Source organism: Agromyces seonyuensis (assembly GCF_009789225.1).
In the GTDB taxonomy this organism is placed as follows: Bacteria; Actinomycetota; Actinomycetes; order Actinomycetales; family Microbacteriaceae; genus Agromyces; species Agromyces seonyuensis.
Genome location: NZ_WSTA01000020.1, coordinates 1 through 15,402, shown reverse-complemented (window position 1 = coordinate 15,402; position 15,402 = coordinate 1). Strand labels below are relative to the sequence as shown.

General features: G+C 68.9%; 10 protein-coding genes and 1 pseudogene. 9 read left to right on the top strand and 2 right to left on the bottom strand.

Going from position 1 to position 15,402, the window contains the following annotated elements; all coding sequences use genetic code 11:
* Positions 1-56 precede the first annotated feature (56 nt).
* Both gcvH and gcvP read left to right on the top strand, forming a co-directional pair.
* Positions 57-428, top strand: a complete 372-nt coding sequence (gene gcvH, locus GB864_RS06230) for a glycine cleavage system protein GcvH (protein ID WP_160423481.1) — start codon at positions 57-59, stop codon at positions 426-428.
* A 107-nt stretch (positions 429-535) separates the two neighbouring features.
* The gene (gcvP, locus tag GB864_RS06225; RefSeq protein ID WP_236778928.1) at positions 536-3,352 is read left to right on the top strand and encodes an aminomethyl-transferring glycine dehydrogenase; all 2,817 of its coding nucleotides are present in this window, start codon (positions 536-538) and stop codon (positions 3,350-3,352) included.
* A 223-nt stretch (positions 3,353-3,575) separates the two neighbouring features.
* Here gcvP and GB864_RS06220 read toward each other — a convergent pair whose 3' ends face one another.
* A complete protein-coding gene (locus GB864_RS06220) occupies positions 3,576-4,370 on the bottom strand; it encodes a CPBP family intramembrane glutamic endopeptidase (RefSeq protein ID WP_160423479.1) in 795 nt (264 codons plus the stop codon).
* Positions 4,371-4,660: 290 nt separating this feature from the next.
* On the opposite strand from GB864_RS06220, the gene GB864_RS06215 reads away from it, so the two are divergent.
* The 7 genes from GB864_RS06215 (at position 4,661) to GB864_RS06185 (ending at position 15,053) form a co-directional block, all read left to right on the top strand.
* Complete coding sequence (locus GB864_RS06215; RefSeq protein ID WP_236778926.1) at positions 4,661-6,304, top strand: peptide ABC transporter substrate-binding protein; 1,644 nt, start codon at positions 4,661-4,663, stop codon at positions 6,302-6,304.
* 228 nt (positions 6,305-6,532) lie between these two features.
* The gene (locus tag GB864_RS06210) at positions 6,533-7,462 is read left to right on the top strand and encodes an ABC transporter permease (protein ID WP_160423478.1); all 930 of its coding nucleotides are present in this window, start codon (positions 6,533-6,535) and stop codon (positions 7,460-7,462) included.
* Positions 7,452-8,405, top strand: coding sequence for an ABC transporter permease (locus tag GB864_RS06205; protein ID WP_160423477.1), 954 nt, complete (start codon positions 7,452-7,454; stop codon positions 8,403-8,405). The genes GB864_RS06210 and GB864_RS06205 overlap by 11 nt, the downstream gene beginning before the upstream one ends.
* Complete coding sequence (locus GB864_RS06200) at positions 8,402-10,156, top strand: dipeptide ABC transporter ATP-binding protein (protein WP_160423476.1); 1,755 nt, start codon at positions 8,402-8,404, stop codon at positions 10,154-10,156. Before GB864_RS06205 ends, GB864_RS06200 begins: the two co-directional genes overlap by 4 nt.
* Positions 10,157-10,465: 309 nt before the next feature.
* The gene (locus tag GB864_RS06195) at positions 10,466-12,277 is read left to right on the top strand and encodes an ABC transporter family substrate-binding protein (protein ID WP_236778925.1); all 1,812 of its coding nucleotides are present in this window, start codon (positions 10,466-10,468) and stop codon (positions 12,275-12,277) included.
* A gap of 140 nt (positions 12,278-12,417) precedes the next feature.
* On the top strand, positions 12,418-13,935 hold the full coding sequence (locus tag GB864_RS06190; protein WP_160423475.1) for an ABC transporter permease: 1,518 nt from the start codon (positions 12,418-12,420) through the stop codon (positions 13,933-13,935).
* Positions 13,935-15,053, top strand: coding sequence for an ABC transporter permease (locus tag GB864_RS06185; RefSeq protein WP_160423474.1), 1,119 nt, complete (start codon positions 13,935-13,937; stop codon positions 15,051-15,053). The genes GB864_RS06190 and GB864_RS06185 overlap by 1 nt, the downstream gene beginning before the upstream one ends.
* Before the next feature lie 65 nt (positions 15,054-15,118).
* On the opposite strand, the pseudogene GB864_RS06180 reads toward GB864_RS06185, so the two are convergent.
* Positions 15,119-15,402: pseudogene (locus GB864_RS06180) on the bottom strand (hypothetical protein); the annotation flags it as partial.

Below are 15,402 nucleotides of genomic sequence, written 5' to 3'. Positions count from 1 at the left end.
CCACCGACATCCGCCCCGAAACCGATCTCCCAACGGACAACCGAAAGGCCACCGACATGACCGTTCCCGCCGACCGCCAGTACACGACCGACCACGAGTGGGTCCTCGTCGAGGGCGACATCGCCACCGTCGGCATCACCGACTTCGCCCAGGACGCGCTCGGCGACGTCGTCTTCGTCGAGCTGCCCGCCGTGGGCGCGACCCTCGCCGCGGGCGAGCAGGTCGGCGAGGTCGAGTCGACGAAGTCCGTCGGCGAGCTCTTCGCGCCGATCGACGGCGAGGTCGTCGAGATCAACGACGCCGTCGTCGAGCAGCCCGAGCTCGTCAACTCCGACCCGTACGGCGCCGGCTGGCTCGTGAAGGTGCGCTTCGCCGCCCTGCCCGAGGGCCTGCTCGACCCCGCCGCGTACGAGGCGACGCTCTCCTGATGACGCTGGAGCTGCCCGTGTCACTCGACCTGCCCGTCGACGCCGACCGCGTCGCCGCACCGTTCGCCGAACGCCACATCGGCACGGACGCCACCGCCCAGGAGCGGATGCTCGCCGACCTCGGCTACGACTCGGTCGAGGCCCTCCTCTCGGCGGCCGTGCCGACCGCGATCCGCATGCAGGAGGTCGTCGACTCGACGATCCCCGCCGCCGCGACCGAGCGGGAGGCCCTCGCCGAGCTGCGCGCCCTCGCCGCGAAGAACGCGGTGAACACGGCGATGATCGGCCTCGGCTACTACGGCACCGAGACGCCCGCCGTCATCCGTCGCAACGTGCTCGAGAACCCGAGCTGGTACACGGCCTACACGCCCTACCAGCCCGAGATCAGCCAGGGCCGACTCGAGGCGCTCATCAACTTCCAGACGATGGTGACGGACCTCACCGGCCTGCACACGGCGAACGCGTCGATGCTCGACGAGGGCACCGCCGTCGTCGAGGGCATGCTGCTCGCGCGCCGGGCATCCAAGTCGAAGTCGAACCGCTTCATCGCGGACGCCGACCTGTTCCCGCAGACGCTCGCCCTGCTCGAGCACCGCGCCGAGGCCGTCGGAATCGAGCTCGTCGTCGCGCCGCTCGGCCCCGAGACGGATGCCGCGGAGCTCGGCGACGCGTTCGGCATCGCCGTCCAGTACCCCGGCGCTTCGGGTCGCGTGTGGAACCCCGCCGCCCTCGTCGCGGGCGTCCAGGCGCAGGGCGGCCTCGCCGTCGTCGCCGCCGACCTGCTCGCCCTCGCGCTCATCACGAGCCCGGGCGAGTTCGGCGCCGACATCGCCGTGGGCACCACGCAGCGCTTCGGCGTGCCGATGGGCTTCGGCGGCCCGCACGCCGGCTACCTCGCCGTGCGCGCCGGCCTCGAGCGCCAGATGCCCGGCCGACTCGTCGGCGTCTCGGTGGATGCCGTGGGCGCGCCCGCCTACCGGCTCACCCTCCAGACGCGCGAGCAGCACATCCGTCGCGAGAAGGCCACGTCGAACATCTGCACCGCCCAGGTGCTGCTGGCCGTCATGGCGTCGATGTACGCCGTGTACCACGGCCCGACGGGCATCCGCGCGATCGCCGCCGCCGTGCACCGCACGACGGTGAACGCCGCCGCCCGCCTCCGCGCGAGCGGCCTGACGAGCGTGCACGAGTCCTACTTCGACACGCTGCTCGTCTCGGTGCCCGGTCGCGCGGCCGAGGTCGCCGAGGCCGCGCACGCCGCCGGCGTGCTCTACGGCGCCGTCGACGCGGACACCGTACGCCTCGCATTCGACGAGACGATCGCGGGCGACGCGGACCTGCTCGACCGCATCCTCGCGCCGCTCGGCGTCGCGCCCCTCGCGGGCCACGAGGTCGGCGTGTGGCGTCCGGCGTCGCCGCTGGCCGGCGACCTCGTACGCACGAGCCCGTACCTCACGCACGCCGTGTTCAACTCGCACCACAGCGAGACCGCGATGATGCGCTACCTGAAGACGCTCGCCGACCGCGACTACGCGCTCGACCGCGGCATGATCCCGCTCGGCTCGTGCACGATGAAGCTCAACGCGGCGACCGAGATGGAGGCCGTCACCTGGCCCGAGTTCGCCAACCTGCACCCCTTCGCCCCGCACGAGGACGTCGCCGGTTCGCTCGAGCTCATCGGCCAGCTCGAGACCTGGCTCGCCGAGGTCACCGGCTACGACACGGTCTCGCTCCAGCCCAACGCCGGCTCGCAGGGCGAGCTCGCGGGCCTCATGGCGATCCGCGGCTACCACCGCTCCCGCGGCGACGCGCACCGCGACGTCTGCCTCATCCCGGCGAGCGCCCACGGCACGAACGCGGCCTCCGCGGTACTCGCGGGCATGCGCGTCGTCGTCGTGGCGACCGATCTGCAGGGCAACGTCGACCTCACCGACCTGCACGAGAAGATCGCGGCGAACGCCGAGCACCTCGCCGCGCTCATGATCACGTACCCGTCGACGCACGGCGTCTACGAGCACGAGGTGCGCACGGTCACCGACGCGGTGCACGCCGCGGGCGGCCAGGTCTACATCGACGGCGCGAACCTCAACGCGCTGCTCGGCTACGCCCGCTTCGGCGACTTCGGCGGCGACGTCTCGCACCTGAACCTGCACAAGACGTTCTGCATCCCGCACGGCGGCGGCGGCCCCGGCGTCGGCCCGGTCGCGGCCAAGGCGCACCTCTCGCCCTTCCTGCCCGGCCACCCGATGGCCCAGTCGAACGCGCACGTGGGCTTCGCGCACGAGGCCGGCCCGATCTCGGCGGCGCCGTTCGGCAGCCCCTCGATCCTGCCGATCTCGTGGGCGTACGTGCGGATGATGGGCGCCGAGGGCCTCAAGCAGGCCACCGCCTCCGCGGTGCTCGCGGCGAACTGGGTCGCGCTCAAGCTGAAGGATGCCTTCCCGGTGCTGTACACGGGCGACCACCACCTCGTGGCGCACGAGTGCATCATCGACATCCGGCCGCTCCAGCACGACACGGGCGTCACCAACGACGACGTCGCCAAGCGCCTCGTCGACTACGGCTTCCACGCCCCGACCATGTCGTTCCCCGTCGCGGGCACGCTCATGATCGAGCCGACCGAGTCGGAGGACCTGCCGGAGCTCGAGCGCTTCGTCGAGGCCATGCTCTCGATCCGCGCCGAGGCCGAGCTCGTCGGCGCCGGCGAGTGGCCGGCCGATGACAACCCGCTGCGCAACGCCCCGCACACGGCCGAGTCCGTCGTCGTGGGGGAGTGGACGCACCCCTACGCCCGCGAGACGGCGGTCTACCCGGTGCGCTCGCTCATCCGGAACAAGTACTGGGCACCGGTGCGCCGCATCGACCAGGCGTACGGCGACCGCAACCTCGTGTGCGCGTGCCCGCCGCCGGAGGCGTTCGAGTAAGTCGCAGCCACGGGGTCTCGATACGCGTCGCGCTGGTCGAGTAGGCGCGCAGCGCCGTATCGAGACCCTGGGGGACGCCGCTCGGGGTCTCGATACGCTCCGCTACTCGACCGGCGGGGATCGCTTCGCTGGTCGAGTCGGCGCGCAGCGCCGTATCGAGACCCTGGGGGACGCCGCTCGGGGTCTCGATACGCTCCGCTACTCGACCAACGGGACCCCGGCCTCAGGCCGGCGCCGCGAAGATCCCCGGCCACCAGGCCACCGCGAGCGGGTAGCCCACGAACGAGACGATGTCGAGGATCCAGTGGGCGATCACGAGCGGCATCGTGCGTCCCCAGCGCACGTACGCCCAGCCGAAGATCACGCCCATGGCGGCATTGCCGATGAACGGCCCGAAGCCCTGGTACAGGTGGTATGTGCCGCGCAGCAGCGCGCTCGAGACGATGATCGTCCACGTGCCCCAGCCGAGCTGCCGTAGCCGCGTGAAGAGGTAGCCGATCATGATGACCTCCTCCTGCAGCGCGGCCTTGAGGGCGGCGAGCACGAGCAGGGGGATCGTGTACCAGGCCGCGTCGAGCGGTGCGGGCACGACCGCGACCGTGATGCCGAGGGCGCGGCCGGCCGCGTAGAGCGCGAGCCCGGGGATGCCGATGACCGCGACGAGCCCGACGCCGGTGCCGAGATCCCGCCAGGGCCGGCGGAAGTCGAGCCCGATGCGTGCGAACGGGCTGCGCCCGGGTTCCCAGAGCAGGAACAGCACGAGGGCGACGGCGAAGAGCGGGAAGAGGATGCCGAGCAGCTGCGCCGTGATGTCGAGCCAGCCGCGTTCGGACTGCGTCTGGTTGATGGAGGCCGATTGGTCGCCGAGGGGGGTCGGCGCGGTCAGGCGCGCGATGAGGTTGACGATCGAGTAGACCGCGGATGCCCCGAGCGAGAGCCCCAGGACGATGACGATCTCGAAGCCGAGCCGGCGGCGGTCGACGGGGGCGACGGCCGCGGCGACGGGGGAGGTGCTCATCCGAGCATCCTGTCATGGGCGTCCGAACGGCGGTCGGCGGCCGGATCGGGCGTCGGGCGGCGTCGGCGCCGGGCCTGCCGACACGCTCGATCCGCATGCTGGCGCGGATCGAGGTCGACGGTATCGGAGTCGGGACGGCGTCGGGATCGTGACGCGCGCGCGTCGCCAGCCTGAGCGGCACCTGTGCGGAATGTCCCGTGAAGATAACGGTTCGCTCCAGGGTTTGCGCCGCGTTCGGGGGCTACTTACCCTCGTATCCATCCCATGCCGATTGTCCCCCTGGCATCGGCATGTCCTTTTCACCTGGAGGAACATTGCAGATCAAGAAGTTCGGTCTCGCAGCGACGGCACTCGCCGCCGCCGGCGTGCTCGTGCTCGCCGGTTGCTCGAGCAGCCCCGAGAGCGACACGTCGTCCGCGTCGGCCACCGCGATCATCTCGACCAACGGTTCGGAGCCGCAGAACCCGCTCATCCCGACGAACACCAACGAGGTGGGCGGCGGCAAGATCCTCGACTCCATCTTCGCCGGCCTCGTCTACTACGCAGCCGACGGCTCCGTGCACAACGACATGGCCGAGTCCATCGACACCGAGGACTCGCAGCACTACACGGTCAAGCTCAAGGCCGACCAGACGTTCTCGAACGGCGACCCGGTCGACGCCGAGTCGTTCGTCAAGGCCTGGAACTACGGCGCCGCGCTCGACAACGCGCAGCTCAGCTCGTACTTCTTCGAGTCCATCGAGGGCTTCTCGTGGGACGAGAACGTCGAGGAGATGTCGGGCCTCAAGGTCGTCGACGACCTGACGTTCACGATCGACCTCGTCTCGCCGCAGTCGGACTTCGCCCTCTCGCTCGGCTACTCGGCGTTCTACCCGCTCCCCGCCTCGGCGTGGGACGACATCGACGCCTTCGGCCAGGCCCCCATCGGCAACGGCCCGTACAAGCTCGCTTCGGACGACGCCTGGCAGCACAACGAGAAGATCTCGCTCGTCGTGAACGACACCTACCAGGGTGACCGTCAGCCGAAGAACGGCGGCCTCGACATCATCTTCTACGCCACCCAGGACGCGTCCTACGCCGACCTGCAGGGTGACAACGTCGACGTCGTCGACCAGATCCCGGGCTCCGCGCTCGCGTCCTACCAGGACGAGTTCGACGGCCGTTCGGTCAACCAGGCCGTCGCGGTCTTCCAGTCCTTCACCATCCCCGCTCGCCTCGAGCACTTCGGTGGCGAGGAAGGCGAGCTCCGCCGCGCCGCCATCTCGCACGCGATCAACCGCGAAGAGATCACCGACGTGATCTTCTCCGGCACGCGCACCCCGGCGCACGACTTCACGTCGCCCGTCATCGACGGCTACTCCGAGGACGTCGAGGGCAGCGATGTCCTCGACTTCGACGAGGCGAAGGCCCAGGAGCTGTGGGCCGAGGCCGACGCGATCTCGCCGTGGACCGGCGAGTTCAAGATCGCCTACAACGCCGACGGCGGACACGCCGAGTGGGTCGACGCCGTCACCAACTCGATCAAGAACGTGCTCGGCATCGAGGCCTCGGGCGACCCGTACCCGACCTTCGCCGAGGCGCGCACGAAGATCACCGACCGCACCATCCAGACGGCGTTCCGCACCGGCTGGCAGGGCGACTACCCGTCGCTCTACAACTTCCTCGGCCCGATCTACGGCACGGGTGCCGGCTCGAACGACGGCGACTACTCGAACCCCGAGTTCGACGCGCTGCTCGCCGAGGGCCGCTCGCTGAGCGACCTCGACGCCGCCAACGAGAAGTTCCAGGAGGCGCAGACCATCCTCTTCACGGACCTGCCCGCCATCCCGCTCTGGTACTCCACCGTCAACGGCGCGTGGGGCACCAAGGTCTCGAACGTCGAGTTCGGCTGGAACTCGGTCCCGCTCTACTACGAGATCGAGAAGAGCGAGTAAGAACGGTTCGATTCCGTTACTCGGTGATTGAGGGGTAGACTCCTCAAGATCATCTTGGTGGGGGTGGTGGCTTCGGCCACCGCCCCCACTCCGATGCTGACACCTCTCGCGCTCATCTGCGCAGCCTCCCATGCAGTGCATCCCCTCTGCAGAGGTGTCCGCACTACGAAACACAAGCGAGGTCCCACTCCCATGCCAAGCAGCACCCTGGAACGCGGGGTCTGACGGATGACCGGCTATATCCTCCGCCGTGTCCTGCAGGCGATTCCCGTCTTCTTCGGAACGACGTTCCTGATCTACTTCATGGTGTTCGCCCTTCCAGGCGACCCGATCCTGGCGCTCTTCGGCGACAAGACCCCGAACCCGGCGGTGCTCGAGCAGCTTCGCGCCCAGTACAACCTGGACAAGCCGTTCATCGTGCAGTACCTCCTGTACATCGGCGGCATCTTCCGCGGCGACTTCGGCGTCTCCTTCTCGGGCCAGCCGGTCAGCGAGATCCTCGCGCGCACGTTCCCGGTGACTCTGCGGCTCGCGCTGATCGCCCTCGTCATCGAGATGGTCGTCGGCATCGCGGTGGGCCTCGTCTCCGGCCTCCGCAAGGGCAAGCTCTTCGACTCGAGCGCCCTCGTCGTCAGCCTCATCTTCATCTCGCTGCCGATCTTCGTCATCGCGTTCGTCTTCCAGTACGTGTTCGCGATCCAACTCGGCTGGGCGAGACCGACCGTGGGCAGCGGCGCTCCATGGTCCGACCTGATCCTCCCGGGCATCGTGCTCGCGACGATCAGCTTCGCGCAGATCCAGCGACTGACGCGTTCGAGCGTCATCGAGTCGAGCGGCCTCGACTTCGTCCGCACTGCGGCGAGCAAGGGCCTCTCGCGCCGACGCATCGTCCCCGTGCACATCCTGCGCAACTCCCTCATCCCGGTGGTGACGTTCCTCGCGGTCGACTTCGGCACGCTGATGGTCGGCGCCACCGTCACGGAGGGCATCTTCAACGTCCCTGGCGTCGGCAACACGCTGTACCAGGCGATCATCCGCGGTGAAGGCCCGACCGTCGTCTCCTTCGTCACGGTGATGGTCCTCATCTACCTCGTGGTGAACCTCGTGGTGGACCTGTTCTACGCCGTGCTCGACCCGAGGATCCGCTATGTCAAGTAACACCCGCTCCAACGCCGCGCACTACGTCGCGCCGATCGAGGAGACCCCGCTCGTCGCGGTCGACTCGGTCAAGGCCTCCGGCCGCGTGTCCAACCTCTGGACGGACGCCTGGGCCGACCTCCGCAAGCGCCCGATGTTCTGGATCAGCTCCGTGCTGATCGTGCTCATCACCTTCGTCGCGCTGTTCCCCGGCCTCTTCACGAGCGAGCCGCCGAGCAGCGGGTGCTACCTCGAGAACAGCAACGGCGGCCCCGAGGCGGGCCACCCGCTCGGCTTCACCAAGCAGGGCTGCGACGTCTTCTCGCGCATCGTGCACGGCGCCGCCACGTCGCTCTCGGTCGGCATCATCGTGACGATCCTGATCCTCGTCCTCGGCATCACCTTCGGCGCCCTGGCCGGCTTCTACGGCGGCTGGGTCGACTCGGTGCTCTCGCGCGTCGGCGACATCTTCTTCTCGATCCCCTACATCCTCGCGGCCGTCGTCGTGATGTCGGTGCTCTCGCAGTACCGCAACGTGTTCGTGATCGCCCTCGCGATCGGATTGTTCGCGTGGCCGTCGACATCGCGCGTGCTCCGAGCCGAGATCCTCCGGGTCAAGAACTCGGACTACGTGATGTCGGCCACCGCCATCGGCGTCTCGCGGTTCAAGATCCTGCTCCGCCACGTGCTGCCGAACTCCATCGCACCCGTGATCGTGGTGACGACGATCGGCCTCGCCGGTGCGATCGTCGCCGAGGCGACCCTGTCGTTCCTCGGCGTCGGCCTGCCGAACACGATCATGTCCTGGGGCAACGACATCTCGGCCGCGCAGCGCGATCTGCGCAACAACCCGATGACGCTGATCTACCCCTCCATCGCGCTGTCGCTGACCGTGCTGAGCTTCATCATGCTCGGCGAGGTCCTCCGCGATGCGCTCGACCCGAAGGCGCGGGCGACCCGATGACCGACACGAACACCACCACGGCATCGGCGGCCGAGTCCGGGGCCGAGCGCCCCATCCTCGAGATCAAGGACCTCCAGGTCGGCTTCCAGACCCAGAACGGCATGGTCACCGCGGTCGACGGCGTGAACCTGACGCTCTACCGCGGCCAGTCGCTCGCGATCGTGGGCGAGTCGGGCTCCGGCAAGTCGACGACCGCCCACGCGATCATCAACCTGCTGCCCGGCACCGGCCGCATCACCCGCGGTCAGATCCTCCTCGACGGCAAGGACCTCACCAAGGTCTCCAAGCGCGAGATGGAGTCCATCCGCGGCCGTCAGGTCGGCTTCGTGCCCCAGGACCCGATGTCGAACCTGAACCCCGTGTGGTCGGTCGGCTTCCAGGTCGAGGAGGCCATCCGGGCCAACGGCGTCGCCAAGGGCAAGCAGGCCGTGCGCGAGCGCGCGATCCAGGTGCTCAAGCAGGCCGGCCTCCAGGACGCGGAGCGCCGCCTCAAGCAGTACCCGCATCAGTTCTCCGGCGGCATGCGCCAGCGCGTGCTCATCGGCATCGGCCTCTCGGCCGACCCGCAGCTGCTCATCGCAGACGAGCCGACCTCGGCCCTCGACGTCACCGTGCAGCGGGTCATCCTCGATCACCTCGAGACGCTCACCCGCGACCTCGGCACGACGCTCGTCTTCATCACGCACGACCTCGGCCTCGCCGCCGAACGCGCCGAGCAGCTCGTCGTCATGTACAAGGGCCGCATCGTCGAGTCGGGCCCGTCGGTCGAGATCCTGCAGAACCCGCAGCACCCGTACACGAAGCGCCTCGTCGCGGCGGCCCCGAGCCTCGCGTCGCGCCGCATCGAGGCGTCGGCCTCGCTCGACCAGGCCGAGACCGACCTGACGGGCGACGTGGCCGGCGACTCGCTCGATCTCGTGGCGACCCTCGAGGCGCGCCACGACACCGACTCGGTCGCCGCGGCGAAGGAGTCGGCGATCATCGTCGAGGATCTCACCAAGGTCTACAAGATCCGCGGTTCGGGCGACTTCACCGCCGTCGACAAGGTGTCCTTCCAGATCCCGCGCGGCACGACCATGGCCCTCGTGGGCGAGTCGGGCTCGGGCAAGTCGACGGTCGCGAAGATGCTGCTCAAGCTCGAAGAGCCCACGAGCGGCGAGATCACGATCGACGGCAAGCGCCTGAACGGCCTCAGCAGCAAGGACGCGTTCGCGCTCCGCAGCCGCATGCAGCCGGTGTTCCAGGACCCGTACGGCTCCCTGAACCCGCTCATGAACATCGGCAACCTCATCGCGGAGCCGATGAAGGTGCACAAGTTCGGCGACCGGGACTCCCGTCGTGCGCGCGTGCACGAGCTCCTCGACCAGGTGTCGCTGCCCACGAGCCTCGTGACGCGCTACCCGAACGAGCTCTCGGGCGGCCAGCGCCAGCGCATCGCGATCGCGCGTGCGCTCGCGCTCAAGCCCGACATCGTCGTGCTCGACGAGGCCGTCTCGGCGCTCGACGTGCTCGTGCAGGCCCAGATCCTGCGCCTGCTCGCCGACCTGCAGGCGGAGCTCGACCTCACGTACCTCTTCATCACGCACGACCTCGCGGTCGTGCGCGTGATCGCCGACAACGTCGCGGTCATGCAGAAGGGCCGCATCGTCGAGACGGCGACGACCGACGAGGTCTTCGGCAACCCGACGCAGCAGTACACCCGCGACCTGCTCGCGGCGATCCCGGGCGCGAACATCCCGCTCGGGCTGTAGCAGCGACCGCGCCGACGGGCGGCGCCCCCTGCCGGGGGCGCCGCCCGTCGTGCGTTTCGCAAGCGGTTTCCCGTCGAAATTGCTGAGCTTAACTCAGCTGCAAGAACAGCCCGAGAGGCACTGTTCGTTGCGCGAGCACTGAACTTATTGACGATTCATTGCGAAAGTGTGTGGATCGGCGACAGAGTATTTCGCCAAGGTAAAGAGTTGATATCGGGTTTGGTTTCGAGCCCGCTGGATCAATACGTTTCTCCTGACCGGCATGACCCCCGAATGCGTGTCGGCATCGTTCCCACCAGGAGGAAACCCTTGAAGATCGCACGATACGGCGCTGCAATCGCCGCACTCGGCGCGGGTGCACTCGTCCTGTCCGGCTGCTCGGCGCCCGCCGCCGAGTCCGGTCTCGACGAAGGCACGTCCGTGACCGTCGCCTGGAACCAGGCGTTCTTTTCGGCCAACGGCAACACGTCCTACGGCAACGCGACGGCCAACAACAACATCAACTACCTGACCCAGGCCGGGTTCTGGTACTACGACAACACCCCCGAGCTGCAGTGGGACGAGTCGTTCGGCACCGTCGAGCTCGAGTCGGAAGACCCGCTCACGGTGAAGTACACCCTCGCCGATACGGCGAAGTGGTCCGACGGCGAGCCCGTCGACGCGGCCGACCTCCTCCTCAGCTGGGCCGCCCTCTCGAAGTCGCTCGACACTCCCGACTTCGACGCGACGGCGTTCACCGACCAGGAGACCGGCGAGTTCACCGACGAATTCCCGACCGACGTCGTCTACTTCGACTCCGGCGCGACCCCCGACTCCGGCCTCGGCCTCGTCCACGACACCCCCGAGGTCTCGGACGACGGCAAGTCGGTCACGATGGTCTACTCGCAGCCCTACGTCGACTGGCAGCTCGCCCTCAACGGCCCGCTTCCCGCGCACATCATCGCCAAGCACGCCCTCGGCATCGAGGACGGCGACGAGGCGAAGGCCGCCGTCATCGACGCGATCGAGAACGACGACGCCGAGGCGCTCGCCAAGCTCTCCGCCGACTGGAACTCGGGCTTCAACTACACCTCGATGCCCGAGGACGAGGACCGCCTCGTCTCGAGCGGCCCGTACCTCATCACCGACTTCGCGGCCGACGAGTACATCACCCTGAAGGCCAACGAGGCGTACGAGGGCAAGTTCGCCCCGCACATCGAAGAGGTCACCGTCCGCTTCATCCCCGACCCCCTCGCGGCCGCCCAGGCGCTCGCGAACGGCGAGGTCGACGTGATCCAGCCCCAGGCGACGGCCGACCTGGTCGAGCAGCTCGAGGACATCGAGGACATCACGATCAACACGGGCGTCGGCGGCACCTACGAGCACGTCGACCTCCAGATCGACCAGTCGAAGAACGGCACCTTCGCCGACCCGCTCGTGCGCGAGGCCTTCCTCAAGGTCGTCCCGCGTCAGGAGATCCTCGACAAGCTCATCGCCCCCATCACGGGCGACGGCGCCGAGCTCCGCGGCTCGTTCAACTTCGTGCCGGGCGCCGAGGGCTATGACGAGTCCCTCGAGACCAGCGGCATCGCCGACTACGCCGAGGTCGACGTCGAGGGCGCCAAGGCGCTGCTCGCCGAGGCCGGCGTGACCAGCCCCGAGGTCTGCCTCCTCTACGCGTCGAACAACCCCCGCCGCGTCAACGAGTTCGCCCTCATCCAGGCCTCGGCCGCCCAGGCCGGCTTCAACGTCACCGACTGCGGCTCCGAGGAGTGGGGCGGCCTGCTCGGCACGCCCGGCGCCTACGACGCGTCGCTCTTCGGCTGGCAGTCCACGAGCCTCGGCGTCTCGAGCGTCGGCCCGAACTACGAGACCGGCGGCATCAACAACATGTCGTTCTACTCGAACCCCGAGGTCGACGCGCTCGTCCAGGAGCTGAACACCTCCTTCGACCACGACCGTCAGATCGAGATCCAGGTGGAGCTCGACAAGCTGCTGCTCGACGACGCCTTCGGCATCACGATCTTCCAGCACCCCGAGGTCACGGCGTTCTCGAACACCCTGTCGGGCGTCTCCAGCTCCCCGCTGGCCCCGACGGTCTTCTGGAACATCTGGGACTGGGAGGTCGTCGAGGCCGAGTAATCGGCCCACGACCGCCCCGTCTGCGGGTGCCGGGCCATCGGCCCGGCACCCGCTTCGGAACCGACCGGCGCTCCGGCCGAGCCCGCCCGAAACGGGCCGGCCGGGGCGCCGCTCCCGATCGACAGGCAGCCGAACCACCCATGGCATCATTCATCCTCCGACGCCTGTTCGCCGCAGCGCTCGTCCTCTTCGCCGCGACGTTCATCATGTATCTGCTGGTCGCCTACTCCGGTGATCCGCTGAAAGAGCTCTACGAGAGCCAGGCTCCCAACAAAGAGGCGCTCATCGAGGCGCGGAGCGATCTCCTCAACCTCGACGTCCCCCCGATCCTCCGCTACTTCCTGTGGCTCGGAGGCGTCGTCCACGGCGACTTCGGCTACACGGTCCAGGGACTCTCGGTCAACGAAGTCCTCGCCAACGCCGCAGCTTCGACCATCCAGCTCGTCACCGCCGCCGAGATCATCGCGATCGTCATCGGCCTCATCGTCGGCATCGCGACCGCCCTGCGCCAGTACAGCGGGTTCGACTACTCGATCACCTTCCTCGCGTTCCTCTTCTTCTCGCTCCCGGTCTTCTGGGTCGCGGTGCTCCTCAAGCAGTACGGCGCGATCGCGTTCAACGACTGGCTCGCCGAACCCACCATCTCCGTCCCCGTGACGATCGGCTTGGCGCTGCTCTCGGGCTTCCTCTGGATGTCGATCCTCGGCGGGCCTCCGAAGCGACGGTGGCTCACGTTCGGCGTCGCGACCGCCGCGACCGCCGCGATCCTCGTGTTCTTCGACCTCACCCAGTGGTTCGCGACACCGTCGATCGGCATCGTCGGGGTCGCCGCGACGGCCGTCGGCGCGGCGTTCCTCGTGACCGCCGTCTCCACGGGGCTCCGCCAGCGGCGCACGCTGTACGGCGCGCTCATCACCGCGGGCATCGGCGTCGCCCTGTACTACCCGATGCTCACGCTCGTCTTCCCGATGATGAGCTGGCCGCTCCTCATCGCCCTCGCGATCCTGGCGGTCGTCGTCGGCGGCCTCGTGGGCTGGTTCATCGGCGGGAACCACCGGGCCGCCTCGGCTCGCACGAGCGCCATCACGGCGTTCCTCGTGGCCGGCGTCCTCGCCCTCGAGGGCTACCTCGTCTGGTGGAGCGCGTACGCGAACGCGAGCCGCATCGGCGGCCGTCCGATCGCCACCGTCGGCTCGCAGACGCCGAGCCTCGGCGGCAACTTCTGGATCCAGGGCATCGACACGTTCACGCACCTGCTGCTGCCGACGATCGCGATCGTGCTCATCTCGATCGCGAGCCTCAGCCGGTACGCCCGGGCGAGCATGCTCGAGGTCCTCGGCCAGGACTACATCCGCACGGCGAAGGCCAAGGGCCTCTCCGGTCGCACCGTCGTCGTCCGGCACGGGCTGCGCAACGCGCTCATCCCCGTCATGACGATCATCGCGATGGACATCGGCGCCCTCATCGGCGGCGCCGTCATCACCGAGCAGGTCTTCGGTTGGAAGGGCATGGGGCAGCTGTTCGTGCAGGGCGTGCGCTCGGTCGACCCGAACCCCGTCATGGCGTTCTTCCTCGTGACCGGCATCCTCGCGGTGCTCTTCAACCTCATCGCCGACCTGCTGTACGCGTCGCTCGACCCGAGAATCCGAGTCTCCTGATGTCCCTGAACTCCTCGATCATCGAACCCATCCCCGGCGAGCCCACGCCCGACATCGACGGGACCCCGGTCGAAGACCGCGGGCCCATCGACGGGCGCGACACCAAGGGCCTCAGCCAGGGCCAGATCGTCCGCAAGCGCTTCTTCCGCCATCGTGCGGCCGTCATCTCGCTCGCGGTGCTCGTCTTCGTCATCGTGCTGTCCTACAGCTCGGTGGGACTCCACGTCGGCGGGCTGCACCTGGCCGGCTGGTGGCCCTGGCACTGGACCACGCCGCTGCCGGTCGTCGACCGGGGCCACCCGACGCTCAACCTCGTCCCCGGGCCGGACTTCGGCATCGGCCCGCACCCGTTCGGCCAGGACGAGATCGGCCGCGACGTCTTCGCGATCGTCATGCGCGGGGCGCAGCAGTCGATCATGATCATGGTCATCGTCGGCATCGTCTCGACGTTCATCGGCATCGTCTTCGGCGCACTCTCCGGGTACTACCGGGGCTGGGTCGACTCGGTGCTGATGCGCTTCACCGACGTCATCATCACGATCCCGTTCCTCGTCGTCGGCGCGGTCATCGGCAACATGATCGGCAACCTCGGCGCCGCGCTGCTCGCGGTCGGCCTCGGCCTCTTCAGCTGGACGAGCCTCGCGCGCATCATCCGGGGCGAGTTCCTCTCGCTGCGGGAGCGCGAGTTCGTCGACGCCGCTCGGCTGTCGGGCGCGAGCGACCGGCGGATCATCTTCAAGCACATCCTGCCGAACTCGATCGGCGTCATCACGGTGTCGGCGACGCTCGCGATGGCGGCGGCCATCCTCGGCGAGACGGCGCTCAGCTACATCGGCTTCGGCGTCAAGCCGCCGGACACGTCGCTCGGCACGATCATCAGCGAGAACCAGGCGGCGTTCAACACGCGGCCCTGGATCTTCTGGTGGCCCGGCGTCTTCATCGTGTCGATCGCCCTGTGCGTCAACTTCATCGGCGACGGCCTGCGCGACGCGTTCGACCCGCGGCAGAAGAAGATGCCGTCGGCGCGCGCATTCGCCCGGGCCGCAAGCCGTCAGGCGCTCCGCGATCACCGCGCGGCGACCAAGTCGGCGAAGGCCGCGAACGGCGCGAAGGTCTGAGGATGCGCTCCTCCCGCACGACCCGGATCGGGGCGGCCGCACAGCCGTCCCGTCCGGTGCGCGGCTCAGCCGAGCGGTGCGACCGTCGCCACGACGCACGCCGTGACGAGCACGGCGAGCACGGCGATCGTCGCCACGTGCCAGGTGCGGCGAACCGAACCGGGCTCGGCACCGGCCTCCAGCAGACCCTCGTCGCGCAGTTGCTCCCAGCGGCGGCGCACGAGGTTCGCCGCGTCGCCGGAGGGCGTGCCGACGGCCTCGCCCGGGCGCACCGCCCCGGCCGCGCGCTGCGCGGTCTCGGGCAGGTGCTGCACCCGGTCGCGGCTGATCGAGCCCGCCCCGCGCAGGC

What these genes read in the sequence shown, in the direction of transcription:
- gcvH (WP_160423481.1), top strand. Translation starts at nt 57, where the DNA reads ATGACCGTTCCCGCCGACCGCCAGTACACGACCGACCACGAGTGGGTC.
- gcvP (WP_236778928.1), top strand. Translation starts at nt 536, where the DNA reads ATGCTCGCCGACCTCGGCTACGACTCGGTCGAGGCCCTCCTCTCGGCG.
- GB864_RS06220 (WP_160423479.1), bottom strand. Translation starts at nt 4,370, where the DNA reads ATGAGCACCTCCCCCGTCGCCGCGGCCGTCGCCCCCGTCGACCGCCGC.
- GB864_RS06215 (WP_236778926.1), top strand. Translation starts at nt 4,661, where the DNA reads ATGTCCTTTTCACCTGGAGGAACATTGCAGATCAAGAAGTTCGGTCTC.
- GB864_RS06210 (WP_160423478.1), top strand. Translation starts at nt 6,533, where the DNA reads ATGACCGGCTATATCCTCCGCCGTGTCCTGCAGGCGATTCCCGTCTTC.
- GB864_RS06205 (WP_160423477.1), top strand. Translation starts at nt 7,452, where the DNA reads ATGTCAAGTAACACCCGCTCCAACGCCGCGCACTACGTCGCGCCGATC.
- GB864_RS06200 (WP_160423476.1), top strand. Translation starts at nt 8,402, where the DNA reads ATGACCGACACGAACACCACCACGGCATCGGCGGCCGAGTCCGGGGCC.
- GB864_RS06190 (WP_160423475.1), top strand. Translation starts at nt 12,418, where the DNA reads ATGGCATCATTCATCCTCCGACGCCTGTTCGCCGCAGCGCTCGTCCTC.
- GB864_RS06185 (WP_160423474.1), top strand. Translation starts at nt 13,935, where the DNA reads ATGTCCCTGAACTCCTCGATCATCGAACCCATCCCCGGCGAGCCCACG.